Here is a 19846-nt window from a genome sequence, read left to right on the forward strand (position 1 = left end):
ATGTTCAGCACCGCGCTTTCTGCGTCAGCAACACGTTGTTTTTCCACAGAATCAGCCCAAAGTGAACAATGCTGCATCGCGTTCCAATGTAGGCTCTCATAGCCGAGGATGAAAAAGTGACAAAATCAAACCGAGTTTCGCCAAGGGTTTGTGGCAGAGTATCGACACCGGTAAGATCCAAAATGCTTGTAAAATTGGCCTGTGATCTGTCAGATGCCAGCGGCAGAAGGAGAGCCATCCCTTCACGAGGACTTGATCATCGCTCATAAATGAGGCCTTGAACCTATAGTGGCTTGAGGTTCTACAAGGCACTCGAGGCATCCAAGCCGCGGCTGGAGGTGCACAAACAATTTCTTTGGAGTAGGACCTATGCTGACCCGGCGCCATTTCATTTCCACGTCCACTGCGATGTTTTCGTTACCGATCGCGGGACCGGCTTTGGCCAGTAGCTGGCCAACGACCGGCCAAAAAGCGTCGTGGGATTCTCAGGTAACGCCCAGCAACTATGACCCGGCGACATCCAATCCGTGGGGGCTGCATCCCCGTTTCTTGCCGCAACGTGTTGCTGCGAAAGATGGCCTTGTGCCAGGTGACATCCATGTCGATGCAGTCGCCCGCTATCTCTATCACATTGAAGAAGGTGGTACAGCGATGCGGTATGGAGTGGCGATCGCGCGTGGAAATCTCTACGAACCAGGAACCTACACCATTCGGCGAAAGGTCGAATGGCCACACTGGACCCCAACAGCGTCAATGATCGAACGAAATCCGGAAAACGCAGAATTTGCGGATGGGATGGAGCCGGGGCCGAAGAATGCACTCGGGTCACGTGCTCTTTATCTCTACGTTGGCAACCGAGACACTTACCTTCGCATCCACGGGACACCTAAACCTTGGTCGATTGGCGGTCGAGCGAGTTCTGGCTGCGTCCGGATGGTCATGGCACATATCAATGATCTCTATTCAAACGTCGCCATAGGGTCGACCGTATACCTGTATTCTGCCGAACAGAGTGTTGTTTCGGACAGCTAGTGCAGGATTGTGACGCGTTGATCTTCGCTCCGGCCCTCAACGTGGGCCGGAGATGTCAGGAAGATCGTTACGTTTACCGAGCAACACAAATCGGGTTGCCACCAGCGGTTCTGAGGGGAAGCAAGGTCTTTTCTACGGGTCCGTTGTGTTCATACCAGTAGCATCCGTCTTCTTCGCGGAGCCGGGCTGTTGCAAGGTTTTGACTTGGATCAGCCAGTTCCACGATAGCCTCTGGCACGTTTCCGATTTTTTGGGATCCGTTCTGATCTGTCGTCGCGCATGCGCCAAGCAGCAGTACCCCAAGTAGCGGTAGTCCGATCGGTCCGGCAAATTGCTGAGTCTTCATAAATTCCTTGTCGCCTTTCTTCGTTGATTGCGTGTCCGCCGATTGGTTTTATACTCGCGCGCCCCTTGGCAGCCGAAAACTATATACGAAACAAAATACCTCTTGAACCTCTAGCGACTGTAGGAGTTATGGTCCAGCCAAGCAATGATTCTGGAGATGCCGAATGGCCGCCAAAACTGAAACTGTGGTATCTGAAGTACACCCAACTGATAGAGCCAAGTCAGAAACATGTGCAAGTGAACATGCCTGCTGTGGAGGAAGCCATTCACACGAAGAGTTTGGTCCCGTGCCACAAGATGGAGCGGGCCGGAGTTTTCAGGTCAGCGGTCTTGATTGCGCAGAAGAAGTGGCGATCCTCAACAAGGTCGTTGGACCGAAAGTCGGCGGGGCGGAGCACCTGGCATTCGATGTCATCAACGGACGCATGATCATACTCCACAGCGCTGCCGCAGTGTCGGATGGAGAGATCACTCAACTGGTTGCGACCACGGGTATGAGCGCAAAACCCTGGGATGCCGAGAACGCTTCGGAGGATCAAGCTGCGCATCTTGCCCGTCAGCGCCTGTTCACAATGCTGAGCGGAGGCTTTTGGGCGGCAGGATTTCTGTATCACATCGCAGAAACCGGGATGGGCGGTGCGATCGGTCTCTTTTCCGGCCATGGAGAAGCAGTGATGCCTTTGGTCGAAGCGGGGCTTTTTGCTATCGCGATCCTGGCTGGCGTTTGGCTTGTCGCCCCGAAGGCGTGGTCATCCGCGCGGCGCGTATCGCCCGACATGAACCTCTTGATGGTGGTCGCTGTGGCCGGGGCTATCGGCCTTGGCGAGTTTTTCGAGGCGGCAACGGTCGCGTTCTTCTTCTCTCTCTCGCTGTACCTTGAAAGCTGGAGTGTCGGGCGGGCGCGGAACGCTGTCTCGGCTTTGCTCGACCTAGCGCCACCTACTGCAAGGGTTGTCTACGAAGATGGTTCTGAAGCAGATGTTCCGGCGTCAGCCGTCGCCATCGATGCACATTTCGTGGTGCGTGGCGGGGACCGCATTCCATTGGACGGGCAAGTGATCGAAGGCGCCGGGGCCGTTGATCAAGCCCCGATCACTGGCGAAAGCGCATTGGTGCCGAAGGAGCCGGGTGACGAGGTCTATGCGGGCACGATCAATGGCGAGGGCACGCTGACGGTACGCGCGACCAGGGCGGCCTCCGACACGGTGCTCGCCAAGATCATCCGCATGGTAGGCGACGCCCACACCCGCCGCGCGCCCGTGGAGCAATGGGTGGCGAAATTTGCGCGCGTCTATACGCCCATCGTGATGGCGCTCGCCATTGCCGTCGCGATGCTGCCACCGCTCGTATTTGGTGGAGCCTGGGATGACTGGTTCTACAACGCCCTCGTCCTTCTGGTGATCGCCTGCCCTTGTGCGCTGGTCATTTCGACGCCCGTGTCCATCGTCGCCGCGCTCACAGCCTCGGCCCGCGCCGGGGTGCTGATCAAGGGCGGTGCTTATGTCGAAGCTCCGGGACGCACTTCAGCCTTGGCCATGGACAAGACCGGTACGATCACCATCGGCGAGCCTGAAGTTGCTGCAATGTATCCGCTAGGGAATGCGTCGACGCAGGATCTGATGGGCGTAGCGGCGGCGCTTGAAGCGCGATCCTCCCACCCGTTAGCGCGCGCTATCCTTGTACGTGCAGAAGTCGACGGCCTTGATGTATCCGCGGCGGACGATACGCGGACCGTACCGGGGCGTGGGCTTGAAGGCAGGGTACAGGATCGGGCGGTCTGGCTCGGCTCTGACCGGTTCGCCGAGGAAAAAGGGCTTGGAAGTGCCATTCCGACAGACCTTCGGCACCGTATCGAAGTTGCCGGTAGTACGTTGGTGGCTGTTGGTGATGCAAATGGGGTGATGGGTATTCTGGAACTGCGCGACCGCATCCGCCCCGACGCCAAGGGAATCGTGGCTCGTCTGCATGCGCAGGGCGTGAAAACCATCGTCATGCTGACGGGCGACAATGAACGCACCGCGCGCGCGGTCGCGACAGAGGTCGGCATCGACGAGGTGCGCGCGGAGCTTCTGCCCGAGGACAAGGTGACGGCCATCGAAGACCTGGTCGAAGCGCACGATATGGTGGCCATGATTGGCGATGGCGTAAACGATGCCCCCGCCATGGCGCGGGCCCACTATGCTATCGCCATGGGCGCGGTTGGTTCCGACGCGGCCATCGAGACGGCGGACATTGCCTTGATGACTGATGACATTGGCAGGGTGCCCTGGCTCATAGGCCATTCCCGCCGTGCGATGTCGATCATCCGTCAAAACATCGCAACCTCGCTGGCAACCAAGGCCGTTTTCGTGGTGGCGACAGCGTTTGGGATGGCATCGATGTGGGGGGCCATTGCCGCAGATGTTGGCGTGTCACTGCTGGTTGTCGCAAATGCGCTCAGGCTGTTAAACGGACACCACGCGGAGACTCCGCCCAAAGGCGGTGACCGCGTCGGCGACAGACTGGCCGAAGGTGCTTTGGCGCACGGCCATTGAACGGGCTGGCACAGCACGCTAGTGTCAAGTTTGAAAAACCTCATGAAAGAGGCATTGAGCAGTGAATTTTCGAGTTACACGTCGCACAATCCTCCTGGGAGCTCTGGCGACAATTCTTTCTGGATGTGCAAACAAATTCCGCACTTACAGGGGGCCGGAGGTGACCCGGGTGCGGGTCTACAAGGGGCAGCGCATGATTGTCCTTGATGGACCAGAGGGTGTTTTGCGCACTATCCCAATGGGCCTTGGCTTTGCGCCTGAGGGTCACAAGCAATTCGAAGGGGACGGGCGCACGCCAGAAGGATCATACGTGATTGACAGGCGAAATCCCGAAAGCCTGTTTCATCTTTCCATCGGGATCTCGTACCCGAACGAGGCGGATATCGCATACGCAAAGGCTCAGGGCCGTTCCCCTGGTGGAGATATTTTCATCCATGGGGGGCCGCGCCCTGGCATTGACCCGACAAACAAGCGCGACTGGACGGCCGGATGCATTGCCGTTTCGGATCGGGAGATAGAAGATATCTATGCAATGGTGAAGAACGGGACACCTATTGATATCTACTCATAACCGAATTTGTCTGGAAACGGTGGCGGCTGTGCTTCTCAAAAAAACTGTTGTCGGTGCGGCAGACTGACAGTTTCAAGGTAGACTGATCAAACCGAAGAACACAGGTAATGAGCAAGATAGGCGAACCCCAGTTCAGTGGGTCTGGCGAACGATGAATGGTAGGGAAAGCTCTTCGAATGGCACTACGAAACTGAAAGCGCTGCGAAATCTGAATTTTCCGACCTTCCTTGATCAAAATCGTCACGAAAACCGCTTTTGTAAAACCGAATTTAGACCTTCGAACAGCAGCACAAGAGCGATGATGGCAAGCGTGACAGTTGCAGCTTTGTCGTATTGGAACGAACGCACGTAAGTCTGAACGTACAGACCGATGCCCCCGGCGCCAACGATACCTAAGATCAAGCTTTCGCGGAGGTTCAGTTCAAAGCGGAAGACAGTGTCGCGGAGCACAACTGGTGCCATCTGTGGCCAGATCGCCCACCGCAATAATTGCGCTCGGCTGGCACCTGCGCTTTCCAATGCAGCAAGTGGTGCGGCACCGACATTGTCGATTGCTTCAGCATAGAATTTGGCCAGCATGCCGGTGGCATGAAAAGTGATTGCAAGAATACCGGGCAGTGGGCCCAGCCCGACTGCCCCCACCATCAGCATCGCCACCAAGATCAGCGGAATCGACCGGATCACTGCCAGCAGCGCACGTACCGGGCGCCAGATGGCTGCGGGTACAAGGGTCTCAGACGCAAGTACAGCCAGCCCCGCCGACAGGACGACCGCAAACAGCGTCCCAAGAATGGCGATTCTCAGTGTCTCGGTTAGGCCTGTAAGGACTTCCGGCCAGACAGAAAGGTCCGGTGGTATCATCCGGCCTAGAAATTCTGCTAGCCTCGGACCCGCTCCGGGCAGTTTTTCCAAGCCGATGTCAGCGTTTCCTGCAGCCCACAGCACAGCAAGCCCGAGTACCATCCAAACCAAGATCCGGCTCATCAGCTCACCACCCGCAATCCGTCACCAGGTACTGTTCCATGGTACAAATCGCTGATGTCATCGTTGCCGACCATCGCGGAGGGCTTGTCAAACAGCACCGCGCCCGCGCGCAATCCAACGATACGGTCGGCAAAGCGCCGCGAAAGCTCTGGCTGATGCGAACTGAAGACTACAGCGATGCCGCGATTTCGCGCTGTGTTGGTGATCAGTTCCAGAATGCGTTCGGCGTGGGCTGGATCGAGGTTGCTGACCGGTTCATCCGCCAGTATCAACTCAGGCTCCTGCGCCAGGCAGCGGGCGATGGCCACTCGCTGGCGCTGACCACCTGAAAGCTGATCTGCACGGCGCTGTGCCAACTCCGTTAGGCCGGTGTCCTCCAGCGCGATGGTCGTCTTGAGGTGATCCTGCGCACCGTATCGCCCCCAAAGCGACGGCCAGAGGCGCATTCGCCCCAGCCGCCCGTTCATCGCATTCTGGTAAACGCTCTGCCGGTCAACCAGGGCGAACTCCTGAAAGATGAAGCCAGTCTCTAGCCGGGTTTTTCGTTCTGGTGCCCGATCATTTGGAAGCCGGTTGCCCAGTACCTCAGCCCGACCGCGCCATCCCCGGACCCGCCCATCCAGCAAGGCCAGCAGGGTCGACTTGCCGGCGCCCGAAGGCCCCAGCAAGGCCACACATTCCCCCGGTGCCACCTGCAGCGACACATCCTGCAGGGCCTCAGCGTCGTCAAAGCAATGCGACACAGCATGGAGGGCAAGCGCTTGGGTCATTTTAGATAGCCGTAACGGCGTGCCATCTGCCTGACCCCGTCATAGACCTTGGGATCTGCTGCCACATAGCCGTCTGGGCCGTAGAGATAGGCCAGCAAATACTGGTTCTCAGCCTGGTTCAGGCGCAGCATGGCATCCACGAAGCGGGCCTGCAAGGCCGCATCTAGACCAGGCCGGGCAATGATGGCATGGCTGGGGATCTGCGCGCTTTCGCCCAGCACCCTGACCTCGGCCTGCTGCTCAGGCGTCAGATAAAGATCGGCATACTGGCTGGCACCCGCAGCATCCACTAACCCGTTGGCCATAGCCTGCATTGCCTGCTGATAACCACCGGCAAAGAACTTCTGGCCAAAGAACCGGTCCGCATCGCCTGCATCCGCAACGAGTCCTTCGCGCACAAACAGGTCGAGCGGATAGAGATAGCCGGACTCCGACACCGGATCGGCAAAGGCAATGTCACGGCCCTGCAGGTCGGCCAGCGTCTCGATGCCGCTGTCCTTGCGCACAAACACCCGGCCCGAATAGCTCGGCTGGCCGCGGTAAACCTCGGACAGAAGTGGCACCGCCCCGATCTGGTCTTCTGCCAGCACAAAGGGCAAGGCACCCATGAAGGAGATATCGGCATCACCATTGCGCAATGCCTCAACTGCCGCAGCATGATCAAAGGTAACAAAGCCGGTGACTGGAACCTCCAACTGCTGGGACAGCCAGGCAGTGATCGCCTCGATATCCCCCAACAGCTTCTCTGGGTTTTCTTGCGGAATGAAGGCGAGTTTCAGTGCCTCTTCCGCAGAGGCAGTTGCTGGCACTGTTAGGGCGGCAGCGACAGTGGTCAAAAAGGTACGGCGCGACAGCATCAGAACATCCTCTCATCAATCTCGGCTTGCATGGTTTTGAAAGCGTCCCACTGGAGGCTCGCCTCAGCCCAGTCGCCAGCGGCGCTGGCATCGCCAACTGCCTGAAGAATTGCGGCAAATCGGTAGATTTCTGGCTTAGCGTTTTGATTGATCATAACGCTCGCATCTGCCGCCAGATCCGGTGCAACAGTATCAATCAATACGGCGATGTTCTCCGCATCCCGCATCGGGATCAGTGTGTCCAGCGTCGAAGCAAAAGTGGTAAGCTCTTCCCACGACAGGCGGAACACGCTGTCTCGGCCTTCAAAGCGCTGGTAGGGCTCCTCACCATCTCCTACCGCGCGCAGATAGGCAGTTAAATCGGCGCGCTGTTCCGCATCCAAGCCCAGATCCTTGGTATCGTTGAACCAGTCTACAACCCCCGCTAGGGTCGCCAGCGATCCGTCATGCATGTAGGGCGCGGTGAAGTTGACATTGCGCAATGTGGGCGTTTCGAATGGGGTTGCGGTGCCGCCCGGGAACGGCGGCTCGGCCGAGCCAATGTCATAGGTCTGCCCATCTCGGAAAAACCGGTCCGGGGTGTGGCAGGAGGCGCAGGACCTGTCGCCAAGCCCGGCAAATTCGGTATTGAACAGTACCTCACCGCGTTTCGCAGCCTCAGAGGCCTTGTCAGTCAGCCGCCCGGCCTCGTCTATCTGTGGGTTGGGCAGAAAGTCAAAGGCGCGCAAGTAGGCGACCATCGCATCGAGTTGGAACGGCGTTGGCTCCGCTCCGGCAAACTCGGTCACGATCACATTGCGTACAAAACTGCGCAGGCTCGGCTCGCGCCCATCACGCCCGTAAGGCGCTGTAAAGCGGATGCCTCGCATTGACGGCGTATCCAGGTGATCGTCTTCCCGGTCATTGAACATCGGATTGAAGAAGGAGCTGTCCACATCCATCCCGCCAGCATGGCTAGAGAGGCCGGGGATAAAGAAATCCCGGTTCACATCGGACCGGTTGTGGCAAGTTGAACAGGCAATGCCCAGGTCACGTGCTGGGGAACCAAAGATTTCAGGGCTGTCGAACAGCATGTCGCCATAGGCCACAAGCGGCAGGTTGGCCTCATCCTCGCCAGCCTCTTCAAACTGGAGCACCAGCCGGGGTAGCTCGCGCTGATCAGCAATATTGGAGCCCGGTGGGAGTGTGGCGGGCAACACTACCGGCGTACCGGAGCGCACTGCGCTCTCCGGTGCCGGGGTCAGCTTGCCACGTTCGACAAAAACGGAGGGCAGATAGTTTGTCTCAATGTACTCCACGATAACTTTTTGCGCCTCAGCAAATCGCGCCACATTCGGGTCTTGAGCGCCATTGTTCAAAATACCGGTGCTACCCAGAGAAGAATTCAGAACCAGCCAGGCGCGACCTAGGTCGTGTGCGGCCTGCTTGTCCGCCGCCAGGATGCCGTCCTCGAACGCGCGGTACAAGGCCGCAGACTGCGCAACCTCAAATGCGGCTTCAGGCTGGCCAAGTGTCGCCTCGGCTGCCTCTAGGTGCTGCAGAATACCTTTGGCCAATGCCGTTGTAATGGCAGCAAACAGGGCCTGTCGGTCTTCCGCAGCCAGCGCTGCACGAATGTTCTGGGCGTCGCTATCCGATACCCGTGACAGTGCCTCCACCGCAACTGCGCTGCCGGGTGCCGGAGCAGTCCAATTGTTTTCAATCTTCTCCCAGGGAACGGGTGTCAAGTTCGCCATGAATAGGCTCAGCCGGTAGGCTGCGGCCCGAGGTGCCCAAGGGGCTTCTTCAATGGCAGTGGCCCCCACACTAAGCGGAAGCAGGCCAATCAAGGCAGATGCAATCAGGTGTTTCATGGTTCAGTCTATAATTATTAGCCTTGGCTAAGTTTTGTAGAAAAGTCTATGTCATTGTCAAGGCCCGCGTCGCTGGTGCATACACAATAAGGCGCGGCAAGCAGGGTTCCGCACCAGCAATAGACACCGAGAGCAGAATGACCGATCAGAAACCACAACTATTCGGACGTAAACCTGACGACCAGGTGAGCGGTTTCGAGGCAGCCCGCGCCGCCCGACAAAGCGAAGTTGTGGAGGATTATGTCGAGCTGATCGCGGAGCTGATTCACCAGAACGGTTCAGCGAGGCCCGTGGAGATTGCCGAGCGGCTCGGCGTGACCCAGCCCACTGTGTCCAAGAACCTGACCCGGCTTAAACGCGAGGGCTTCATTGTGCAGGAACCTTACCGATCAATACGCCTAACGGATGCTGGGCGGCGATTGGCCGAGGCTTGTCGAAAGCGGCACCGAATTGTTGTGGAGTTCCTTATCGCCCTGGGTATTTCCAAAGACGTGGCCGAGCACGATGCTGAAGGTATCGAGCATCATGTAAGCGAAGAGACGCTTCGCGTATTCAAGGATTTTTCACAGAGTAAAATGAGCCGATAGCGAGTTGGTTCATGCTATTGCCATTTGCCATAATGATGCGCTCAGGGGAGGATTGCATTCGATCCTGACATGCAAACCATGGCAATGCAGGGGCGCAAGGCCCCTGCGACCGAAGTTCAGTCAAGATCTGAGTTTTGCTCAGGAGCCGTCATCGTCTGCTTGAACGATTAGTTTGGCCTCGACGGGCAAGCCCCCAACCATTAGCGGGCTGTGGCTGTTGCCATTGAGGGAAACTTTTATCTCAACGTCGCCATCCGGCAGTGATGGGAGGTGTATCCAGTTGGCATAAAGGCGCCCCAGCTTTTCGCCGTTGATATAGACATGCGCGTGACCTTCACCAAGTATTTCCTCAGTAGAGGCATTCTCAGGAGAAAATCGGAAGTTTTGCGGTGTCACGTGCAAGTTCCAACCTGCCATCGGATCTTTAATCATCTTGATCGCCACGCTGGGGGCATTGCTGTCGGCCGGTAAGTTAGTGACAGCAGAGTGGTCATGGGCTGCCATCTCCGCATTGCTACCATGTTGAGACGGGTCAGCATGGTCGTGGCTGTCAAAGGTGCTGCCGCTGCCGGCCGCGATCACAAAGCCGACGCCGCCGCCAAAAATCAGCCCGATGGCGAAGAGAGCGAGTGAACGGGACATTTTGTCCTCCTCAATAAATGAAAGCTCCCGCCGGCGGTGACCGGCGGGAAAGCAATAGAGGAAAGGAATCAGGCGGCGGCGTTCGCGCGTTTGCCTTCAGCCTGCCAGAAGTATCCGGCAAAGCTTCCCAGCAACACCCAAGCGGCCATGCCGATGCCAAAGGCTCGGGCGGCAAATAGCGCGCCGATCTCGGTCGGAACCGGGCCAGCGAAGGTGTCGGGTTCAGGCGCACCGACGACGTGAGGCGCTATCAGCAGTCCAGCGGCGATCAGATAGCTCACCAAGTTGCCTCCAAAGGCGATCAACCACATGGCGACGCCAGCTGTGGCAACAGTAGCAGTCCACCATACTTGGCGCACACCGACATCTGCTGCGGCTACGCCTGGCACTTCAGGCGCCAGCGACAAGCCAGGCGCAAAGTGGAAGGCAACAAAGCCAGCCAAGCCCCAAAGCAAACCGGTGCGACCGTTAATCTCACGACCCTGTTGTTCGGCAATCGACATAAGCGCCACAAGGGCCAATGCATAGCCAGTATACGTCAGCATCGTGAAGATGATGCTTAGGCCGTCGCGCACCGGCTCGGCGAACATGCCGGGCAACTCGGGATGCGCAGTCACAGGATCAGCGCCAAAATGCACCAAATCGCCACCCTCATAAAGTTCGGCGTGGAGAAGTACAGGCTGCACGAAATAAAGCTGCAGCAAGGCGGCAATCAGCCCCGCTGCAGCACCAGCGAACAACGCGCTGGTCAGAATACGACTGAACATGGTCTTAGTGGCAGGGAAAGCCAGTTGCGTGGCGCACATCGTGAGCAGCGTCATGCAGGCCAGAAGCTTGAGCATGGCCGGTCACAGTAACAACACCCAAACCCAGAATAAGGGCGAACACTGCGGGCAGAATGGTTGATCCTACAGCGGATGCTTTGATAGCGTTTGTCGTCATTTTAGTCCTCCTTGCCGTCACACCCGACGGCGCAAGTTACGTTCAATATACGGCCGGTCTCCTGACTCGCGGGTCGATGCCGTCTTCCCCCTTCCCAGCACTCTCGCACCAGTGGAAATGGAAGGTAGCTCGCCGCTCACAGTCGCGGGGGCGGTTGAGGTTTCGGTGCCGCGATTTGGTCCACCGTCCTCATTCCCGTTTCAGCTCTAATGCATTTGCACCTTTGAGCACCGTAATGACTGTTTCTGTCCGATTAGGCGGTAGCAGGTCAAGTACGAAACCGGCATGCCTAAGTTCCGCAGCGCCAAATTGATTTGAAATCTGCTGCTGTCAACACTGTACTGAATGCAATAATTCACCGCAGGAGCTACTAATATCGTGGTGCGGGTGGTTTACTGCACATCTGCGGGAATGCGAGCAATAGCCTTGAAACGCAGCTTTCCAAGTGGCCTTGCATCCGCGAAGTTACCGTCTGGGCTTTCCTGATACATCCGGATGAATGTCAGGATGTCCGGCAGGTCTTGAGCAGTTATCTCACCGAAAAGATAAGCAGTCTTGTCGTTCTGTCGGACTGCAAGCGTTTGTGGTCGCATGCAGCCGGACATGCAATCGACGTGCTGCAATTTTGCCTTCACATTCGCTGCCTTTAGCGTTGATACCACTTGATCATACAGGGTTGGATCCGCGTCACGGCAGGTTCGGCATAAAGTAAGCGTTGGTAGGTGCATGCGCCGAGCAAGTCCTTTTTTGAGCAACCTTCTTTATGATTCAATATCTGCGGGTGGTTACTGGTTCGATTTCGAAACTTGGTTTTGTCGCGGTGCCTTTAGAAAAGTCAATACTTGAGCGATCGGCAAGCTCGCCGGAGTAGGCACCTACAATGCCAACATAGATTATTCAGACTTGTGGCACGAGAAATTTTTCTTGTCCGGCAAATCGAGGAAACAGTTGCTCAGGCAAAAAATCCGCCGAATGAAACTTGGGGCAATGTCTTCAATGATCGCCCTCGAAGTGCCTCTGGATCACTGGTACCACCAGCAGTAATCCGGCACCTCCGACAATGAATACGTCTGCCATGTTGAAAGTCGGCCAGTGTGCAGATCCAATGAAAAAATCAAGGAAGTCTGTTACGGCTCCATAATGGATGCGATCAACGACATTGCCGAGCGCGCCACCTATGATCGCCCCATACGCAATCGCTTCTATACTGCTCTCTGTGCGAAGCATCATGATCAGGAGCCAGGCACAAATGATAAGCGCAAGAAGCAAGAGGCCCCACCAGGGGGCGCCACCCAAAAGCCCGAAGGTTACGCCATCATTGCGATGGAACGTGAGATTAAGCCCGGGAAAGACAGCGATCCCGTCTTTTAGGGTATCGGCGCTCGCGACAACCCAGGCTTTTGTTACCTGATCAGTGGCGACGGCGCCGACGACAGCTAGTATGCCGAGTACTTGTGTTTTGTTGACTGTCAACATGTTGCAACGTAACTACTTTGGATACCATTGGCCGGTCTGCGCTGAAGCGGCTGAATAGGTTAGCTAGATTGGGGAAAGGACTTCCATAATTCGGCTCGGTTACCCTGCTGGGTAGCTCGAAAATATTTCGGTCGAGCCGTCTTTCTGGATCAAGAAGACGTCGTAGGCATCGCGTTCGTCTTCCGGCCCCATCCCTGGCGAACCATAGGGCATTCCGGGGACTGCGAGACCGACCGCATCGGGGCGTTCGTTCAGAAGGCGGCGGATGTCGGCTGCAGGCACATGTCCCTCGATCACGTAACCGTCCACGAGCCCAGTGTGACAGGAGACCATGCGCTGCGGCACTCCGTTGTCGAGTTTGAAGCGCACGAGAAGGCCGCCGAACATGTCCTGGCCTATTGGTGCGAAGCCGTTCTCCTCAAGATGATTCATCCAGGACAGACAGCAACCGCATCCATTGGTCTTGCGGACGTCTATTGGGGTTGCCTCCGCGAGGGCCTGCGCCGCCGGTAACAGGGCGAGTGTGATGGCAAGAGCTTGGATCATGCGTCTCATGGGTCAGAGCCTTTCGGTTGTCGTTTCGGCAATGTCGCTGCCGAGGTTTTCATTCAGAAGCGCCCGCGCCTCGACCAGACGCAAAAGCGCGGCTGTATCATCCGCTTCGCTCTCAGCCGCTTCGGCAAGTCTGTCGTCAGAGAGGGGGTCAGTAGGGCGTCCATCCACGAGGACTTCGTAGTGCAGGTTCGGGCCCGTCGCCGTGCCAGTCGCGCCGACGCGACCGATCACATCTCCCGCCGCAACGCGTTGGCCTTGTGCCAGGCCCTCGGGCACAGCGCTGAGATGCGCATAGCGTGTCATTGTGTCTGAGCCGTGGGCGATTTCGACCACGCGACCATAGCCGCCCCGCCAGCCGATGAAGCTGATCCGTCCCGGTGCTGTCGCTTGAACCGGCGTTCCGCTTGCCGTCGCGAAATCGACACCTGTGTGCATCCGGACATTGCCGTAGACCGGGTGCGTACGGCGGCCAAATACCGAGCTTAATCGCGCCCCTTCGACAGGCTGTGCAAAAACGCGGAGAACCGTGCCATTGACGTAAATCGTTGCCCGATCGCTACCGCTTACCGGCCAGACAACTTCATAAAGTGCGCCGCCGATCTCCAGCGATGCAAAGGTAAGTTCCGGCTGACCAATTCTGTCTTCGCCAACACGGGCCTCGCGCCACAGTAGCCGAAGCGTTTCTCCGCCGGTCACCTCACGACGGAAGTCGACGATTCCACCCAGCATCTGTGCCAAATCGACAGCGAAGCGGGCAGGCATCTCGGCTTCTTCCAGCGCGGCAAAAAGCGAGCTGTCGATCACCGCTTCGCCCGCCGATGTTATGAAGTCGGGAGCCGGGGTCACGACCTGCGTGGCCAACTCTTCGCCAAAGATCGCCTCGATCCGCACACCGTCCTCGACGGAGAGCGCGACGCTGCGCGGGCTGCCGTCCATCGTCGAGACAACGGTGACCGAATGCCCAGGCCTAAGTCGCCTCAGATCATATTCCGCGCCGAGGGCCAGAGCGACCTCGGCACGGTCAGTCGCTGAGAGACCTGCTTCTTCAAGAACGGTGTCGAGCGTCTCGCCGGTTGCGATATCGCGTGACCAGTTGGAGAGCGGAGGTTCTATCGTCGGTAAGAGAGTATCGGCGCTCGCAACCTCCAGACGTGGCATGGACTGGAGTGGTATTGCGGGCTCCACACGTGTTTGTGCGACCTGCGGTGTTTCCGTTTCAATAGAAGTGGGAAGCGGGAGTTGAGGTGGCGACCAAGTGGTTGCAGCTGCCAGACCGGGAGGGATCGGATCCTTCGACCAGATGCCCGATATTGCCAACCCGCCCACCGACAGCACCGATACGAATGCGAAACCTGCCGCGATTGTTCTAATTCTCATGTTGCCCCCCAGTTTCTCTATTGAGCGCACGCCGGATTTTCGGCACTGCGAATTCCCTCGGCTCGTGATAGTCGATCATGGTGCTGAACCGGCCTTTCGCGTCGAAAAGGAAAACGCTGGCAGTGTGGTTCATGGTGTAGTCGCCACCTTCGGTCGGCACCCGCCCATAGCGTGCGCGGAAGCCCTGTGCTGCGCGCGCAATTTCCTCTTCCGGGCCAGTCCACCCGCGGATCGACGGATGGAAATAGCCGACATACTCGGCCATTGCCTCGACAGTATCCCGCTCTGGATCGACGGTGATGAACACCACGTTCATTCCCTCCGCCTCTTCGCCCAGGTCATCAAGCCAGCCGGAAATATCCGACAGAGTCGTCGGACAAACGTCCGGGCAATAGGTGAAGCCGAAGAAGACCATTGACGGGCTGCCGATAAGGTTTTCGGGTCCAACCTCGTTACCTTCGTGATCTGTCAGGCGGAATTCCATTTCAGATAGGGCAACCGGGCGCAACCCCGCTTGTTCGGGCGCGCCGGGGCCATCGACCTGCCACCACCCAACAACAAGTGTCAGGATGATCGCCGCGATGCCAGCGAAGGCATACTTGAGGATCGACCGTCGGGTCATTAGCTCTCGGGACCGCGCGCTGCAATACCTAGAATTGGAACCTCGACCACGATCTCACCACCGTCCGAGAAGTCGAGCGTCAAGGAAAAGCTTTCGCCCTTGGCCATCGGTCGCTGCAAGCGCATCAGCATGGCGTGAAGGCCACCCGGTTCCAGAGACACAGATTCACCCGGCGCAATCTCGATCTCGCCTGCAGGTGCCATTGAGCTAACACCATCGGCATTTGTGGATGTCTGGTGAATATCAGGCATCATCGCCAAATCCGTGCGGAGGCCAGTAAGTATCACAGCCTCGTCGCCTGTATTGCGGATTGTCATATACGCGACACCCGGACGGTTTACGCCGATTGACGCGCGCGCCCAGGCATCTTCGACGACAACGTCTTCCGAACCAGCTTCTACCGGGGTCGCTGTGCTTGATGCGAACATGCTTGCGGCCATCAGGCCATAGAGTACTGTCTTCACTTTGCGGTTCCCTTTTTGACCACTAGCTGCCAACTGCAGCTACTTCGGCGTCAACCTGTTGTCTCAATTCGTCCATTCCAAACGGATCTAGCGGCTTGCCATTGATGTAGAACGTTGGGGTCTGGCGAACGCCCATTGTTTCTACGTCCGCTTTGTCCTGATTGACGATTGCCACGATATCGGGTGATTTCATCTGCTCTATCGCAAGTTCGAGATCGAGCCCGGCTCCGGCCGCGATCTTTCCCAGCTTTTGTTGATCAAACGCCCCATGCGCCGCCCACGCGTCTTGATAAGCCATTAGAGCATTTAGCACCTGTTCGAACTTGCCCTGCATCCGGGCCGCTTCTAGCAACTTGACGGCTATATCCGAAATCGGTCCGTGAAACGGGGTGTATCGTATGACAACACGCACGGCTTCGGGATTTTTGTCCAAAATATCTTTTACGACGGGGTGAAATGCGCGACAGGCCTCGCAGGCTGGATCGAGGAACTCAACGATGGTCACGGGGGCTTCAGCGGGCCCCAAAACAGGCGAATATGGTCGCATCAAAGCGTCCGCCAACTCTGGCGCGACAACCGCACGTTCAGATGACGGTTTTGGTTGGTTTACATACCACGCGGCCCCACCAAAACCGGCAGCACCCATTGCGAGAACGGAAATAATCAACCCGCGTCGGTTCATGATTTTTTCTCCTTGAGAGATAGGACTGAAAGCGCACCAATAAGCGCAAATGTAACAACGGCCATCAGCGGAATGGGGATGCCTAACACCAACTGGTTGTCGTCAGTGCAAGAGGGCCCCGTCGCAGTACAAGGTTGGACGCGTTCAGGTATGATCCCGACATATAACCCCATATGCCAAGCAGCCACTGCTGCGCCACCAAGTGCGAGTACGACACCGTACCGACCAACACGCGGATCTTGCCACCATAGTCCCAGCCCAAGAATTATCGCCAGTGGAAACATGAAGGCGCGCTGGAACCAGCAAAGAACACAAGGTGTCTGCCCCAGCACTTCGCCAATGAACAGAACAGCAAGCGAGGCGATGAGGGCGATCACCCAAGCCAGCCCGAGGGCAGTTTCTCCGTATAATCGGTTCATTTGGGTCAGAGCCTCTCTCTTAGATCGGTAAGTATCTCTTCGGCAGAGGTGCCATAAGCCCAAGAGTCGGTGAAGCGCGCCTTTGGATCGAAGAGGAATAGATGCGATGTGTGGCCCATTGTGTAGCCATTTGGTGCTGAGGCCTCCTCGATCCGCTCATAGAAGATCGGAAAGGTCTCGGACGTCTCAGCAATCTGCTCCGGCGTGCCGGTCAGCCCAATGATGCCTGCATTGAACAAGGGCACATACTCGGCCAGCGCAGCGGGTGTGTCGCGTTCAGGATCAATCGAGATGAAGATAGGCTGTATTTTCTCTGCATCTGTTCCTAGGTCTTCCATGACGGCGGCAACTTCGGCGAGCGTCGTTGGGCATACATCTGGGCAGTTGGCAAAGCCAAAAAAGACAAGCATCCACCGCCCGGCAAAGTACTCATCCGTCTGCACCAATCCACGATGATCGGTCAGTTCGAAATCGGCGTAAAACGCAGGGTTAGAGGCATTAGCGTCGGTATCGGTCGAAGGTTCGAAATACTGGAATGCCGCAAAGGCAAGAAGCGCTGTGCCTGCCAGACCCCACAATAGTCTCTGAATAACTGAAAGACGCACGTTATTTCGCCCGTTTGATTCTCGGTTTTGAGCCGGTTTACATCCTCTAGCTACTGTAGGTTCAAGTGGTTTTCTAAAGAGCGCGCCAGAGATCGCCAAAACGTGATTTCCGCGGTTGCGCCATGAGTGAGATAAATCTACATTCACTAGAGGATTAACGGGGTTTCGACATGCTCACAATTGGGACTCTTGCGAAGAGGACCGGCACCAAGGTTCAGACGATCCGCTACTATGAGCAGATTGGATTGATGCCGGAACCTGGTCGGACTGAAGGCGGGCAACGTCGCTATGGTGACGCTGAACTTGATCGCCTCGCATTCATCCGGCACAGCAGACAGTTGGGATTTCCGCTCGACGCGATCCGGGAGTTGCTTGATTTGTCCGACGCGCCGGACCGGCCCTGTCACGAAGCCGATGAGATCGCACGCCGACAATTGAAGCTCGTTGAGCAGAGAATGGAGCGCTTGAAAGCGTTGCGCGCGGAATTGAAACGCATGGTCAAGGAATGTAGTGGCGGCAACGCATCGCAATGCCGCGTCCTTGAAGTGCTAAGAGACCATTCGGAGTGTCTGACCGAGCACGATCAAATTGGGGTGTGAGTGAGCACAGAAAACTATTCGAAGTTTTTGCTTGAACCTACAGCGACTGTAGCAATTATCTCTGTACTCGAAAGATTCGAGGAGCCCCATCGTGGCACATAATGACCCTTTATTGACCGCAACCCCGATCCTGGATTTTGGGGCGGCGCCCATAGCGGAGCTCATCGCTGCAAGGGGTTGGCGTGATCTGTCCGACACCGACAAGATTGGCGCGATCTATGACTATATCCGCAACGAGATCGCCTTCGGCTACAACCGCGCCGACGACATTCCAGCGTCCGAGGTGCTGTCTGATGGCTATGGTCAGTGCAATACGAAGGGCACGCTCCTTATGGCGCTCCTTCGGGGTGTGGGCATAAAGTGCAGAATCCACGGGTTCACGATCCACAAGGGCCTTCAGCGCGGTGTTGTGCCGGAGCTGGTCTACCCGATTGCGCCGGAAGAGATCCTGCATTCGTGGATCGAGGTCGCACTGGACGGCAAGTGGATCAATCTCGAAGGCTTCATTCTCGACAGCGCGTTCCTGAAGGTTCTGCAATCGTCGTTTACCGACCGCGAGAGTCTGTGCGGTTACGGTGCTGGGACGGATTGCCTCAACGCGCCGCCTGTCGAGTGGACAGGGCAGGACACATATATCCAGGATACCGGGATCGTGCAGGATTTCGGAACGTTCGACACGCCCGACGCTTTCTATGCAGAGCATGAGCAGAAATTCGGGCGTTTGCGCGGATGGCTCTATCGGAACATCATCCGGCACTGGATGAATGCGCGTGTGCGGGCCTTCCGCGCAGGCCGTCTGAAACCCGACGCCTCAATTGCGCACCAGCATGAGGGAGAGACCCGTGCCGCATGATCACCATGGTCACAGCCATGCCCATCTGGACCCGTCCAGCGGGGATCGCCGGGTAGCAATTGCGATTTGGGCGAACGGTCTTCTGACGGTTGCGCAGATCGTCGGCGGCATCTTCGCAGGGTCTCTCGCCCTGATCGCGGATGCGCTGCATAACTTCTCGGACATGGCCGCGCTTGTCATTGCCTTTGCGGCCCGCAAGATCGCGCGGCGGCCCGCTGATGAGCGAATGACCTTCGGCTATGGCCGGATCGAGACCGTGGCGGCCTTGATCAACTACACGACGCTGATCGTGATCGGGCTCTATCTGATCTATGAAGGCGGCATGCGCCTTATCGAGCCGCCTGAGGTGAAAGGGTGGACAGTCGTCATCATCGCGGGACTGGCACTGGTGGTTGATGCCCTGACGGCGGGGTTGACCTATTCCATGCAGAAGGGCAGCCAGAACATCCGCGCCTTGTTCCTCCACAACCTCTCCGACGCTTTGGCTTCAGTCGCTGTGATTGTCGGTGGCACGCTGATCATCCTCTATGACATGCGTTGGGTTGATCCTGCGATCACGATTGGTATCGCGCTCTATATTCTGTACCTGGCCTTCGCTGAGATTGGTGGCCCGATCCGGACGCTGATGCTTGGCAGCCCGCCGGACATTGATGGAGGTGACGTGGTGGCCGTTTTGCGCCAAACAGAGGGCGTTAGCGACGTCCACCATGTGCACTTGTGGCAGATGGAAGAGAATGCTCCAGCGCTCGATGCGCATGTCGTCGTCGAAGATGTTGCATGGGGCCAGTTGGAGCAGATCAAGGCAGAGCTAAAGACGCAAATTGGCGCTGAGTTTGGGATTGATCATTCCACGCTGGAATTTGAGCGTAATGAAGCTTGTGACGTCGAGGCGCCGCTGTTTGGACATGACAAGCACCAGATCGAATAGCTTAGGTGATATGCATGATTGATATCTTTGGGGCGGCACCTAGGACGACGTGGAAGCAGACCTTGTTGCTGCTGCAGCGAAAGGGCACTTTGTCCGGATTCTGTGGAAAAACAACGTGTTGCTGACGCAGAAAGCGCGGTGCTGAACAT

General features: G+C 57.2%; 24 protein-coding genes and 1 riboswitch. Of the genes, 7 read left to right on the forward strand and 17 right to left on the reverse strand.

The window, feature by feature from the left end; all coding sequences use genetic code 11:
• The first annotated feature begins 369 nt into the window (after nt 1-369).
• Complete coding sequence (locus ATO10_RS16305; RefSeq protein ID WP_046212120.1) at nt 370-1032, forward strand: L,D-transpeptidase; 663 nt, start codon at nt 370-372, stop codon at nt 1030-1032.
• Nucleotides 1033-1105: 73 nt separating this feature from the next.
• On the opposite strand, the gene ATO10_RS16660 is transcribed toward ATO10_RS16305, so the two are convergent.
• Nucleotides 1106-1378, reverse strand: a complete 273-nt coding sequence (locus ATO10_RS16660; RefSeq protein WP_081806555.1) for a hypothetical protein — start codon at nt 1376-1378, stop codon at nt 1106-1108.
• Between the two features lie 184 nt (nt 1379-1562).
• Between ATO10_RS16660 and ATO10_RS15575 the strand changes: the two genes are divergently transcribed.
• Both ATO10_RS15575 and ATO10_RS15580 read left to right on the forward strand, forming a co-directional pair.
• Nucleotides 1563-3911: a heavy metal translocating P-type ATPase gene (locus tag ATO10_RS15575; protein WP_081806556.1), complete on the forward strand. Its 2349-nt coding sequence runs from the start codon at nt 1563-1565 to the stop codon at nt 3909-3911.
• Nucleotides 3912-4005: 94 nt separating this feature from the next.
• Nucleotides 4006-4482 (forward strand): L,D-transpeptidase family protein, encoded by a 477-nt coding sequence (locus ATO10_RS15580; RefSeq protein ID WP_046212149.1) that lies wholly within the window; start codon nt 4006-4008, stop codon nt 4480-4482.
• A gap of 240 nt (nt 4483-4722) precedes the next feature.
• Here the strand turns inward: ATO10_RS15580 and phnE are convergent, their stop codons facing one another.
• Genes phnE through ATO10_RS15600 form a run of 4 tightly spaced genes read right to left on the reverse strand, consistent with a single transcriptional unit; the run spans nt 4723 to nt 8946 of the window.
• Nucleotides 4723-5466: a phosphonate ABC transporter, permease protein PhnE gene (gene phnE / locus ATO10_RS15585; RefSeq protein WP_046212119.1), complete on the reverse strand. Its 744-nt coding sequence runs from the start codon at nt 5464-5466 to the stop codon at nt 4723-4725.
• Nucleotides 5466-6236, reverse strand: a complete 771-nt coding sequence (locus tag ATO10_RS15590) for a phosphonate ABC transporter ATP-binding protein (protein WP_035253388.1) — start codon at nt 6234-6236, stop codon at nt 5466-5468. The genes phnE and ATO10_RS15590 overlap by 1 nt, the downstream gene beginning before the upstream one ends.
• Nucleotides 6233-7093 (reverse strand): phosphate/phosphite/phosphonate ABC transporter substrate-binding protein, encoded by an 861-nt coding sequence (locus ATO10_RS15595; protein ID WP_035253390.1) that lies wholly within the window; start codon nt 7091-7093, stop codon nt 6233-6235. Before ATO10_RS15595 ends, ATO10_RS15590 begins: the two co-directional genes overlap by 4 nt.
• Nucleotides 7093-8946 carry a cytochrome c peroxidase gene (locus tag ATO10_RS15600; protein WP_035253393.1) on the reverse strand — a complete coding sequence of 618 codons (1854 nt, stop codon included), beginning with the start codon at nt 8944-8946 and terminating at the stop codon, nt 7093-7095. The genes ATO10_RS15595 and ATO10_RS15600 overlap by 1 nt, the downstream gene beginning before the upstream one ends.
• A 137-nt stretch (nt 8947-9083) precedes the next feature.
• Between ATO10_RS15600 and mntR the strand changes: the two genes are divergently transcribed.
• Entirely contained in the window at nt 9084-9533 is a 450-nt protein-coding gene (mntR, locus tag ATO10_RS15605) for a manganese-binding transcriptional regulator MntR (protein WP_035253395.1), read from the forward strand.
• Between the two features lie 138 nt (nt 9534-9671).
• On the opposite strand, the gene ATO10_RS15610 is transcribed toward mntR, so the two are convergent.
• The 12 genes from ATO10_RS15610 to ATO10_RS15660 all read right to left on the reverse strand — a co-directional run bounded on the left by ATO10_RS15610 (nt 9672) and on the right by ATO10_RS15660 (nt 17281).
• Nucleotides 9672-10175, reverse strand: a complete 504-nt coding sequence (locus tag ATO10_RS15610) for a hypothetical protein (RefSeq protein WP_035253397.1) — start codon at nt 10173-10175, stop codon at nt 9672-9674.
• Between the two features lie 68 nt (nt 10176-10243).
• Complete coding sequence (locus tag ATO10_RS15615; RefSeq protein ID WP_035253423.1) at nt 10244-10942, reverse strand: CbtA family protein; 699 nt, start codon at nt 10940-10942, stop codon at nt 10244-10246.
• A 4-nt stretch (nt 10943-10946) separates the two neighbouring features.
• Nucleotides 10947-11117 carry a CbtB domain-containing protein gene (locus tag ATO10_RS16315; protein ID WP_074964317.1) on the reverse strand — a complete coding sequence of 57 codons (171 nt, stop codon included), beginning with the start codon at nt 11115-11117 and terminating at the stop codon, nt 10947-10949.
• A gap of 34 nt (nt 11118-11151) precedes the next feature.
• A riboswitch (cobalamin riboswitch) is annotated at nt 11152-11365 on the reverse strand.
• A gap of 144 nt (nt 11366-11509) precedes the next feature.
• Nucleotides 11510-11845, reverse strand: a complete 336-nt coding sequence (locus ATO10_RS15620; RefSeq protein ID WP_035253399.1) for a DUF1636 family protein — start codon at nt 11843-11845, stop codon at nt 11510-11512.
• A 265-nt stretch (nt 11846-12110) separates the two neighbouring features.
• Nucleotides 12111-12593 (reverse strand): signal peptidase II, encoded by a 483-nt coding sequence (gene lspA, locus ATO10_RS15625; protein WP_035253400.1) that lies wholly within the window; start codon nt 12591-12593, stop codon nt 12111-12113.
• A 99-nt stretch (nt 12594-12692) separates the two neighbouring features.
• A complete protein-coding gene (locus ATO10_RS15630) occupies nt 12693-13148 on the reverse strand; it encodes a DUF411 domain-containing protein (protein ID WP_035253402.1) in 456 nt (151 codons plus the stop codon).
• Between the two features lie 3 nt (nt 13149-13151).
• On the reverse strand, nt 13152-14306 hold the full coding sequence (locus tag ATO10_RS15635) for a M23 family metallopeptidase (RefSeq protein ID WP_370001670.1): 1155 nt from the start codon (nt 14304-14306) through the stop codon (nt 13152-13154).
• A gap of 208 nt (nt 14307-14514) precedes the next feature.
• A complete protein-coding gene (locus ATO10_RS15640) occupies nt 14515-15147 on the reverse strand; it encodes an SCO family protein (protein WP_035253406.1) in 633 nt (210 codons plus the stop codon).
• A complete protein-coding gene (locus ATO10_RS15645) occupies nt 15147-15587 on the reverse strand; it encodes a copper chaperone PCu(A)C (protein WP_035253414.1) in 441 nt (146 codons plus the stop codon). The genes ATO10_RS15640 and ATO10_RS15645 overlap by 1 nt, the downstream gene beginning before the upstream one ends.
• A gap of 46 nt (nt 15588-15633) precedes the next feature.
• Nucleotides 15634-16293, reverse strand: coding sequence for a DsbA family protein (locus ATO10_RS15650; protein WP_035253415.1), 660 nt, complete (start codon nt 16291-16293; stop codon nt 15634-15636).
• Nucleotides 16290-16712 (reverse strand): disulfide bond formation protein B, encoded by a 423-nt coding sequence (locus ATO10_RS15655; RefSeq protein WP_035253416.1) that lies wholly within the window; start codon nt 16710-16712, stop codon nt 16290-16292. Before ATO10_RS15655 ends, ATO10_RS15650 begins: the two co-directional genes overlap by 4 nt.
• Nucleotides 16713-16717: 5 nt before the next feature.
• Nucleotides 16718-17281, reverse strand: a complete 564-nt coding sequence (locus ATO10_RS15660) for an SCO family protein (protein ID WP_046212147.1) — start codon at nt 17279-17281, stop codon at nt 16718-16720.
• A gap of 206 nt (nt 17282-17487) precedes the next feature.
• Here ATO10_RS15660 and ATO10_RS15665 point away from each other — a divergent pair, with 206 nt between their 5' ends.
• From ATO10_RS15665 to ATO10_RS15675, 3 genes are all read left to right on the forward strand, one after another.
• Nucleotides 17488-17916, forward strand: coding sequence for a MerR family transcriptional regulator (locus tag ATO10_RS15665; protein ID WP_035253418.1), 429 nt, complete (start codon nt 17488-17490; stop codon nt 17914-17916).
• Between the two features lie 91 nt (nt 17917-18007).
• Complete coding sequence (locus tag ATO10_RS15670; RefSeq protein ID WP_035253419.1) at nt 18008-18769, forward strand: transglutaminase-like domain-containing protein; 762 nt, start codon at nt 18008-18010, stop codon at nt 18767-18769.
• The gene (locus tag ATO10_RS15675; protein ID WP_035253420.1) at nt 18759-19697 is read left to right on the forward strand and encodes a cation diffusion facilitator family transporter; all 939 of its coding nucleotides are present in this window, start codon (nt 18759-18761) and stop codon (nt 19695-19697) included. Before ATO10_RS15670 ends, ATO10_RS15675 begins: the two co-directional genes overlap by 11 nt.
• The last annotated feature ends 149 nt before the right edge of the window (nt 19698-19846 follow it).

This window comes from Actibacterium atlanticum (assembly GCF_000671395.1).
Classification (GTDB): Bacteria; Pseudomonadota; Alphaproteobacteria; order Rhodobacterales; family Rhodobacteraceae; genus Actibacterium_D; species Actibacterium_D atlanticum.

Excerpts from the sequence above, each read along its gene's own strand:
- ATO10_RS16305 (WP_046212120.1), top strand. The coding sequence starts at position 370 with ATGCTGACCCGGCGCCATTTCATTTCCACGTCCACTGCGATGTTTTCG.
- lspA (WP_035253400.1), bottom strand. The coding sequence starts at position 12,593 with ATGTTGACAGTCAACAAAACACAAGTACTCGGCATACTAGCTGTCGTC.
- ATO10_RS15610 (WP_035253397.1), bottom strand. The coding sequence starts at position 10,175 with ATGTCCCGTTCACTCGCTCTCTTCGCCATCGGGCTGATTTTTGGCGGC.
- ATO10_RS15590 (WP_035253388.1), bottom strand. The coding sequence starts at position 6,236 with ATGACCCAAGCGCTTGCCCTCCATGCTGTGTCGCATTGCTTTGACGAC.
- ATO10_RS15595 (WP_035253390.1), bottom strand. The coding sequence starts at position 7,093 with ATGCTGTCGCGCCGTACCTTTTTGACCACTGTCGCTGCCGCCCTAACA.
- ATO10_RS15630 (WP_035253402.1), bottom strand. The coding sequence starts at position 13,148 with ATGAGACGCATGATCCAAGCTCTTGCCATCACACTCGCCCTGTTACCG.
- mntR (WP_035253395.1), top strand. The coding sequence starts at position 9,084 with ATGACCGATCAGAAACCACAACTATTCGGACGTAAACCTGACGACCAG.
- ATO10_RS16660 (WP_081806555.1), bottom strand. The coding sequence starts at position 1,378 with ATGAAGACTCAGCAATTTGCCGGACCGATCGGACTACCGCTACTTGGG.
- ATO10_RS15645 (WP_035253414.1), bottom strand. The coding sequence starts at position 15,587 with ATGGCCGCAAGCATGTTCGCATCAAGCACAGCGACCCCGGTAGAAGCT.
- ATO10_RS15615 (WP_035253423.1), bottom strand. The coding sequence starts at position 10,942 with ATGTTCAGTCGTATTCTGACCAGCGCGTTGTTCGCTGGTGCTGCAGCG.
- ATO10_RS16315 (WP_074964317.1), bottom strand. The coding sequence starts at position 11,117 with ATGACGACAAACGCTATCAAAGCATCCGCTGTAGGATCAACCATTCTG.
- ATO10_RS15650 (WP_035253415.1), bottom strand. The coding sequence starts at position 16,293 with ATGAACCGACGCGGGTTGATTATTTCCGTTCTCGCAATGGGTGCTGCC.
- ATO10_RS15640 (WP_035253406.1), bottom strand. The coding sequence starts at position 15,147 with ATGACCCGACGGTCGATCCTCAAGTATGCCTTCGCTGGCATCGCGGCG.
- ATO10_RS15665 (WP_035253418.1), top strand. The coding sequence starts at position 17,488 with ATGCTCACAATTGGGACTCTTGCGAAGAGGACCGGCACCAAGGTTCAG.
- ATO10_RS15600 (WP_035253393.1), bottom strand. The coding sequence starts at position 8,946 with ATGAAACACCTGATTGCATCTGCCTTGATTGGCCTGCTTCCGCTTAGT.
- ATO10_RS15620 (WP_035253399.1), bottom strand. The coding sequence starts at position 11,845 with ATGCACCTACCAACGCTTACTTTATGCCGAACCTGCCGTGACGCGGAT.
- ATO10_RS15655 (WP_035253416.1), bottom strand. The coding sequence starts at position 16,712 with ATGAACCGATTATACGGAGAAACTGCCCTCGGGCTGGCTTGGGTGATC.
- phnE (WP_046212119.1), bottom strand. The coding sequence starts at position 5,466 with ATGAGCCGGATCTTGGTTTGGATGGTACTCGGGCTTGCTGTGCTGTGG.
- ATO10_RS15635 (WP_370001670.1), bottom strand. The coding sequence starts at position 14,306 with ATGCCACGTCTGGAGGTTGCGAGCGCCGATACTCTCTTACCGACGATA.